Raw genomic sequence first — 8,610 nt, 5'->3', positions numbered from 1 at the left:
CAGCGCCCTCAACGGTCCATTTAATAAGCTGCGTTCTGTGAAAATCTCAGCTAACTCCACTCTCTGTAAGTGCACGTCTTATTTTTATCTCCGTCTCAACGGTTTATAGGTTCGCTATAAAGTTATATACGAGCCACCACCCCGGCGGCCGTTAAAATCAAATGTCTCTCACTCCATATTGCCCGGCAATCCCTATGCCGAACAAATCCTTCTCTCTGCTCCCTCAAGCTACCTTCGTGTTATCTCGTGATGTACAATTTTTATCAGTTTGTTCTTTTAACAAGAAACTCTGTCCACTTAGGTTGTATTTATAATATACACAATGACGTCAAATGTCAAGATTTTTTTTGTAAGGTTTTCATAAAATTTAAAACTAAGCTTTACCAATACCTTAATAACAAGCATTAATTGGGATTTAAAGCGTCATATATTTTTTTGAATTCTCACATCACAATCAATCTTGGTGGTATAATATACATATAGTGTATTTATTTTAGGATCCTTATATTTCGCAGTTTATTTTGGAGGGAAGTCCCATGGCCAACACCGACACCACAATTAATGCAGTTACCAATCCTGAACCGAATTACACAGCTATTAACATAGAAACAACCATTAAAAATCTGACACGCAATAACTTTGTTGTGCATTATTTTGAGACCGGCGCCGAAGCCACGGCTTACTTAAAAGAACGCATTCAAAATAAACGGGTTGGCTTGGGCGACTCCCGCACCTTACAAGCCCTTAAAGTCTATGAAGCCTTAGAGCCTACCAATAAGGAAATAACGGATATTCACCGCCCCTTAGAAGGGGAAAATTTCCGTCAGACAGCCCTTCGTACTATGCAGCGTGATGTTTTCCTTACGTCCGTAAATGCCTTGGCTCAAACAGGAGAACTCGTTAATATCGACGGCACCGGCAATCGCGTAGCCTGCTCCCTATTCGGTTCCGAAGAAGTATTCTTCGTCCTCGGCGTAAATAAGATTACCCCCGATTTGGCATCCGCCATTTATCGAGCTCGTAATGTAGCGGCACCTCGTAATGTTGTAAAAAACAAAAAACTCTCCAAGACTCCATGTGCCATTAAACAGGATCATTGTTATGATTGCGCCTCTCCGGATCGAATCTGCAACGCCCTTACCATTTACTACAAGAAAATGCGCAATATGGACATTATGGAGGTCATCATTGTCAACGAAGAACTTGGTTTCTAATAACTTGGCCGCTAAAACCAACACGCTTCGTCCTATAAGCCTGACTTGGCTTCTAATAACCAAACGAAAGCCCCACCCGTTGCCGGGTGGGGCTTTCTTCATAGGCACAAGCTATCAATCAAATGCCTGTATTAGTTTGTTTAGCTTATTATGCACCTACAAAACGGTTCAAAGCAGCTGTGCTTGTCATATGACGTTTAGTCATGCCAAGTTCAGCAGGGCTGATACCCAATGCTAAGCCGATTAACTGGCTCATATGGATAATAGGCATATCTTTGTCGCTAGGAACATATTGTTTAGCTTCTTTTTGGAACATATCAAGCTGCATCTGGCAAAGTGGGCAAGGTGTAACAACACAATCAGCGCCTTCTTTAGCAGCATCAGCATTGATGGAACCGGTCATCTGCATAACGGAATCATGTGCAGGGTATACAGCATGGAAACCACAGCAATCGAGTTTACGGGAGAAATCGATTGGTGTAGCGCCGATAGCTTTGATTACATCAGCCAAGCTGGTTGGAATCTGGAAGTCTTCAAAGCCGGTTTCTTCTTGCGGACGAAGAAGATGGCAACCATAGTATTCAGCAACACGAAGACCGCTTAAAGGTTTAACAACTTTAGCTTTAAGGTTGTTCAAACCATAGTCGCGAATCAATACCCATAAGAAATGAGTTACATCGCTGGTACCTTTATAACGTAAGCCTGCTTGGCCCAAAATGTTGTTTACGCGAGCGCGTTGAGTTTCATCGCGGTCGAGTTCATTTTTAGCTTCGCGAAGCATTAAAGTACAAGTGTTACAAACTGTCATTAACTGAACGCCTTGTGCTTCAGCTAAGGCAATGTTACGAGCATTGGTAGAAAGAATTGCCAATGGATCAACGTCCTGAACGTGGGACGCACCGCAGCAAGTCCAACCTTCCAATTCTTCGATTTGAATGCCTAATTTTTTAGCAACCGCAACAGTGGCGATAAAATCTTCTTTGGCTGCACCTTCAAGTACACAACCAGGGAAAAATGCGTATTTCATTATCTTTCTGCCTCCTCTGCTGCCTTAATAATGGTGCGCACATCCTTAATACCTTGAACAGGTTTGTGTGGAACTACGAGTTCAAGAGGATTAATCTTACCATGTGCCCAGAGACGCAATGCGTAGAGACCTTGTTTAGCGGAATCTACAAGACCGTCAGTTTTAAGACTCATCGTTACTTCGTTCAAGCGACCGGTCTGCATGAGGTCTTGTTTGAAGGCGATAGCATGGCGAGTACCTTTATTGGATAAGCCGGCTTTCGTAGCTACTGCACGAAGTTCGGAAATATCTTTTGCAGGTTTTAAGTGTTTTGGACAACGGGAGATACAGTTCATGCAATGAACGCATTTCCAAAGACCATGTTCAAAAGCAGGGTTTACGTGAGCCATAGGTGCAGCATCACGGGAATCCTGAACAAAGCGATTAGCTTTAGTGTAAACATATGGATCCAAGAAGTCTTCGCGATTAGCGGACAATTTGTTACATTCGGAAGCACAGCAACCGCAAAGGATACATTCTGTGTTAGTAACAAATTTTTTGAAATCTTCCGGAGTTTGGCGAGAGCCCATGTCGCGGTTGAATTCAGGTTTCATGAAAATCCATGGAGCAACTGTTTTAAGACGGTTAACTTTAGCTTCCCAGTCAACTGCCAAGTCGCGGATTACGTCGAAGTTACCGATTGGAGCGATTTCGATAGTGTCGCTGCCAAAACGTTCGGTAATGTCGTCGATTTTGCTTTCACAACCAAGCATAGCCTGACCATTAACTTTAATGGAGCAAGCACCACAAACAGCACTACGGCAAGCAGCGATGAATGTTAAGGTTGGATCGATAGTATCTTTAATTTTTTGAAGGCCCCAGAGAATTGTACGATCCGGTTCATAATCAAAGGAATAGGTCTGTACATAGGAGCGACCTTCATTATAACGATGAATCTTATAAGTAATCTGTCTCATCTTAGTACGTCCTTTCTTTTGGTTCGAAGCGAGTAATTACAACTTCACTCTGACCTACTTCGTATTCGCCATCTTCTTTAAGTGTAATAACTGTGTGATTCAAGAAGTTAGCATCATCACGTTTTGCATAGTCTTCGCGAAGGTGACTACCGCGGCTTTCTTTACGACGCATAGCGCCCAAAGTAACAGCTTTAGCAATAGTTAAGAGGCTGCCTACTTCAACGTAGTTTACGAAAGCCATATTGAACGTACGGTTAGTATCGCCAACGTAGCAAGTTTTATATTCTTCAAGCAAACGATTCAAGATCGCCAATTCTTCTTCCATTTTCTTTTCTTCGCGGAAAATACCTACGTTGTTCCACATAGTAAGAGCCATTTCGTCACGAATTTCAGAAATAGGACGACCGGTTGTACGGCCGGTTACTTCACGGAAGCGTTGTTCCCAACCGTTAGCTGCTTCGTTAAGAGCTTTAGCAGCGTCTTTAGCTTGGTTTTCTTTAACGTAAGCTACAGCGCCTTCACCGGCTACTTTACCGAATACAACAGCGTCAGCCAAGGAGTTACCGCCAAGACGGTTAGCACCGTGAATGGATACGCAAGCAGCTTCGCCGGCTGCAAATAAACCAGGGACTACAGTACCGCAAGTTTTGAAATCTTTTACATCAATACCGCCCATGGAATAGTGACAAGTTGGACGAATTGGAATAGGTTGAACTAATGGATCGGCATGTTCGAATGTGATAGCGAGGTCGCGGATACCATGAAGTTTTTCAAGAATAACTTCTTTTGGTAAGTGACGAACGTCAGCTACTACATATGCGTCAAGACCGGTACCCCAGCCGCGACCTTCAGCGATTTCAGTTTCGATAGCTTTAGCTACAACGTCACGAGGTGCAAGTTCCATTTTGCTAGGAGCATAATCCTTCATGAAACGTTCCCCTTTGTTATTCAAGAGGTAACCACCTTCACCACGAACAGCTTCGGACATCAAGATACCGCTTTTACCGAGACCGGTTGGATGGAACTGAACCATTTCAGGGTCTTTCAAAGCACAACCTGCACGGAAACATGCGGCCATACCGTCACCTGTGGAAAGGTAAGGGTTGGAAGTACGAGTCCAATACATACGACCGGCACCACCGGTTGCAATTACTAATGCAGTAGTTGCGATTTTTTCAACACGGCCTTCTTTCATGTTCCAAGCAACAACGCCGCCTACGGAACCGTCGTCGGCTTTAACGATGTCTAATAAGTACCAATCTTGAAGGAAATGTACGTTTTCCTTTAAGCATTGTTCATACAACGTATGCAAAATTACATGACCGGTTTTATCGGCACTGTAGCATGTACGAGGGTATGCCTGGCCACCGAAGTTACGTTGTGCGATTTTATTTTCTTTAGTACGGGAGAATGGGGTACCGAAATAATCAAGTTCTTTGATTAATTCAGGACAACGGTTGATAAAGAATTCAACAGCATCCTGGTCGGCAAGATAGTCACTACCTTTAACGGTATCGAAGATGTGGTCTTCAATAGTGTCTTCTTTTGCCACATTGTTTAATACGCCATTAATACCGCCTTGAGCCATAGCCGTTGCAGAACGACTTGGGAAAATCTTGGTAATAAGTGCTACGCGCAAACCTTCTTGATGAGCTGCTTCTAAAGCTGCTCGTTGGCCGGCTCCGCCGCTACCTACTACTAGAACATCATACTGTTCCATAATAACCTCCTAAACTTGTACCTACTTCCTACAGACTTATCCGGCACGCCGTACCTGGGCATGCCTTTCCTATAGCTTGTTCTTTAATTATAGCGGTTTACAAAGCCTTTTGTCCAAAATCAAATACGCATACTTGAAAACAGCCCTCATAAATGATAATTTTTATCATTTGCTAAATCCCCCTATTTTTAGTGTGTATTTAAACCGACATTTATCATAAACTAATGTATTTTCTAGACAAACGCTAATATTATTCTGTTTATTTATATGGCCGGATAGAAAAACGGAATATCTAATCGAAAATCATTTTCACACATTTTTTTTGATTTTTTCAAGAACGTCCGAAAAACGTCCAATCTATGCATAAAACACAAAGGTACACAATTTAGTTATCATAAATTTAATGCCTTAACGTTATCCCTTCACAATGGGTTCATACCCTTACGCTATACTGACTTCAACTTAAGGCTATTATTATTATGCCTATGAAGTGTTATAATAAATTTAGACGTTCTTTAAATTGATTTATAGTTTTATTTTATAGTCTGTTACACCGACGGAGGTTGTGAAACAGGCTTATTTCTGTAAGACAGGAGTGATTGTATGAAAGTTTTACTTGTTGAAGACGAAGAAATGCTAAATAATATTATCGCCAAACGCTTGCGCGTTGAATCTATGACGGTTGACTGCTGCTTTGACGGCGAAACCGCTTTGGATCACATTAATACATCCAGCTACGACGTAGTCGTTATGGACGTAATGATTCCTAAAATGGACGGTTTTACCGTTGTGCAACACTTGCGCCAGGAAGGCAACAAAACGCCGGTATTGTTCTTAACCGCCAAAGATACTTTGCAAGATAAAGTAAAAGGCCTGAACCACGGTGGCGACGATTATCTCGTCAAACCTTTTGAATTTGAAGAGTTGATTGCTCGTATCTATGCCTTATCCCGCCGCAGCTACAATCATGCGCACAATGATTTGGAAGCCGGTCCTTTGACAATCAACAGCCAAAGCCGTACCGCTACCTTACACGGCCAGGAATTAGTACTTACCGCTAAAGAATTTGACTTATTATATTATTTAGCCAGCAATGTAAACATCGTATTATCCCGTCAACAGATTCTCGACCACGTATGGGAATACGACTACGAAAGTTATTCCAACTTAATAGATGTATATATTAAGGATTTACGTAAAAAATTGGATGTAGCCAACGAAGCCAAATTAATTCACACAGTTCGAGGTGTGGGCTATGTTTTCAAAGTGGAAGAATAAGCTAAGTTCCGGTGGTCGTTCGCTTAACCCTTTCAGCCGTTTACCGCTAACGCTTAAGATTACCGGCTGGTATTCTATATTTCTCTTATTAATGTTACTCATGCTCTCCGTGTTCATTCTGCAGTTCACGCAACTGTGGGAAGCCTCGGAAATGCGCAGTACCTTACAATCAAGGGTTATTAATACAGCCGACAATCTGACCCGGTTCCGTCCGTTCCAAGAAGGTGTTTTTACCGTTCTCTATACGGATAACGGCGTGGCTGTCAAAGGGGTCATTCCTGACGGTTTCCCACCGGAAAGTATGATTTCTCCCCATCACATCCAAGAAGTAACTGTCAAAAACACTACCTTCTATTATTATGACGCACCTGTAGCCGCCCCGGCTTTCCACGGTTGGGTTCGCGGCGTAATGCCCGCTACCACAGCCAGTCGTGCGGCCAACATTATGTTGCTTTCTTTGATTCTCGGCGGGGTTATATTCCTCGTTATCGGCACCAGTGGCGGTTATTGGATTATCAAGCGTGGTCTCGGACCGATTCGTAATATGACCCAAACAGCCGCTGACATTGGTCAAAAACGCGACTTATCTCAACGTATCGAACAACTGGTAGACAGCCACGACGAAATTTCCGCACTGTCTAAAACATTCAATACAATGCTTGACAGTTTAGAAAGCTCTTCGCAGCGTGAAAAGCAGTTCAGTTCCGACGTATCCCATGAGCTTCGCACGCCGATAGCCGTTATTCAGGCAGAAAGCGATTACGGTCGTGCCTATATCGACAATATCGACGAAGCTAAAGAAAGCTTTGAACATATTTTCCAACAAAGTCGTTTCATGACCGCCATGGTTACCCAATTATTGGATACTGCCCGCTTGGACAATATGGACAGCATCAAGAAGGATCCGCTCAGCATCAGTCAAATGATGCAAGAAGTAGCCGACAGTTATCAACGAATTTGTAAAGAGAGAAATATTACCTTAACCGCAACCATCCAACCGGATTTATCCATGGTCGGCAATCTGCCGTTTTTAAAACGCGCGGTGGGCAACTTGATTGACAACGCCATAAAATTTACCAAAGATGCTATATCCATTCAGGTCGTAAAACTAAACAATACCATTCGTATTACCATTAAAGATAATGGCGAAGGTATTAATCAAGACGACCTCGATAAGATTTGGAATCGCATGTATCAAGTCGATCAGGCCCGTACCAAAAAAGCTAATCAAGGGTTGGGACTAGGTCTTTATTTTGTAAAAAATGTCATTAATTTGCATCAAGCCAAAGCCTATGCAATTAGTGAGCCTCATGTATCAACAAGTTTTATTTTAGAATTTCCTATCATGACCGATGAGGCCTTTAGAGAGGATACACCATGAAACCATTATTGCGACAGTTCACAGTAGAATCCAACGATGCAGAGCCGCCTCGACGAGCTTTACACCGTATAATACTGCTATTTGTTGCCGCTTTTGCAATCGGCGGTGGTATCTATGCAGTCCATGATTATATGGCACAACAGGAAGCGATGCGTGTCAGTGCAGCCCGCACCGAAATGATCAAAGCCCAGGCCAAAGCCAATAAATTGACCCTCTTGAGCGAAGATACCATTAAAGAGTTGACGGCCATTAATACCGGGGTGCCCCTGAATGAGCTGACATTTAAGGAAATTGCCTTAATCACCTTTGATGATCTGCCCTTTCCACCGGGACCGCCTATCGGCCAAGGAATGATGCCTAATGATAAAAATGCAGATTCTTCGACAAATAAGCCCATGAACGGACAAGCTGCCGATTCGTCTGATAGCCATGAGAACTTAAACTTGCCGGCTACAGCCGAAAACAGTAATGTGGCCTCATTGCCGCCTCTTCGTGTGCCGCCGCCAATAGCTGCAGCCGGGCCAAAACCGCCGCTGGAAAGCGAAAGAACGCTTATCAAACCGAATGAGAGTAATACCGATCGTGAGCATCCCCCAATTGACGAATTAGCCAAGGGCGTACAAATTAATGATTTCACGCGGACTCCGCCTAAAGAATTATTAAAGCATCCGTTGTATAAAATTACAGCCAAACGCTCCAGTTTGACCTATGATTTAATTATCGACGGGGTTAATGGACATATTATAAAATCTATTTTCCACTAAGATTCTAGGATAATTTAAAGTCACATAGTACATGTGTTTTACTACTAATTATCACTATTAATTTTAATCTGAAAATTTTATCAAAAAAAGTCATTAAAACTCAAAAACGTTCATTTTGCGTTCATTTTGATGACGTATAGTTATATCATCAAATGAATGGTAATTTCGATACCCCATTCGAATTACCTCCATCATTGATTACAGGGAACTATATTGATACTGAACCCTCCCTGTTCAGCCAATATAGGTGATCAAGATTTCATTTGATTA

The 8,610-nt window shown here is 42.5% G+C and carries 7 protein-coding genes; 4 read left to right on the top strand and 3 right to left on the bottom strand.

The annotated features are described in order from the left end of the window. Positions 1-536: 536 nt before the first annotated feature. Positions 537-1,214 (top strand): lactate utilization protein, encoded by a 678-nt coding sequence (locus tag QZL64_RS12425; RefSeq protein WP_021842282.1) that lies wholly within the window; start codon positions 537-539, stop codon positions 1,212-1,214. Positions 1,215-1,362: 148 nt separating this feature from the next. Here QZL64_RS12425 and QZL64_RS12420 read toward each other — a convergent pair whose 3' ends face one another. From QZL64_RS12420 to QZL64_RS12410, 3 genes are read right to left on the bottom strand one after another with little or no spacing between them, the layout of a single operon-like run. After that, the gene (locus QZL64_RS12420; protein ID WP_021842281.1) at positions 1,363-2,241 is read right to left on the bottom strand and encodes a CoB--CoM heterodisulfide reductase iron-sulfur subunit B family protein; all 879 of its coding nucleotides are present in this window, start codon (positions 2,239-2,241) and stop codon (positions 1,363-1,365) included. Continuing rightward, positions 2,241-3,197, bottom strand: a complete 957-nt coding sequence (locus QZL64_RS12415; protein ID WP_021842280.1) for a succinate dehydrogenase/fumarate reductase iron-sulfur subunit — start codon at positions 3,195-3,197, stop codon at positions 2,241-2,243. Before QZL64_RS12415 ends, QZL64_RS12420 begins: the two co-directional genes overlap by 1 nt. A 1-nt stretch (position 3,198) precedes the next feature. Further along, positions 3,199-4,917, bottom strand: a complete 1,719-nt coding sequence (locus QZL64_RS12410; protein WP_021842279.1) for an FAD-binding protein — start codon at positions 4,915-4,917, stop codon at positions 3,199-3,201. A 603-nt stretch (positions 4,918-5,520) separates the two neighbouring features. Here QZL64_RS12410 and QZL64_RS12405 point away from each other — a divergent pair. The 3 genes from QZL64_RS12405 to QZL64_RS12395 are packed head-to-tail and all read left to right on the top strand — an operon-like array spanning position 5,521 to position 8,340. Beyond that, on the top strand, positions 5,521-6,195 hold the full coding sequence (locus tag QZL64_RS12405; protein ID WP_006555394.1) for a response regulator transcription factor: 675 nt from the start codon (positions 5,521-5,523) through the stop codon (positions 6,193-6,195). Continuing rightward, on the top strand, positions 6,173-7,576 hold the full coding sequence (locus QZL64_RS12400; RefSeq protein ID WP_021842278.1) for a sensor histidine kinase: 1,404 nt from the start codon (positions 6,173-6,175) through the stop codon (positions 7,574-7,576). Before QZL64_RS12405 ends, QZL64_RS12400 begins: the two co-directional genes overlap by 23 nt. Beyond that, positions 7,573-8,340, top strand: a complete 768-nt coding sequence (locus QZL64_RS12395) for a hypothetical protein (protein ID WP_021842277.1) — start codon at positions 7,573-7,575, stop codon at positions 8,338-8,340. The genes QZL64_RS12400 and QZL64_RS12395 overlap by 4 nt, the downstream gene beginning before the upstream one ends. Positions 8,341-8,610 lie beyond the last annotated feature (270 nt).

It is taken from the genome of Veillonella sp. CAG:933 (assembly GCF_000431435.1).
Classification (GTDB): domain Bacteria; phylum Bacillota; class Negativicutes; order Veillonellales; family Veillonellaceae; genus Veillonella_A.
The sequence above is the reverse complement of the archived record's forward strand: the minus strand, read 5'-3'. Positions and strand labels throughout refer to the sequence as shown.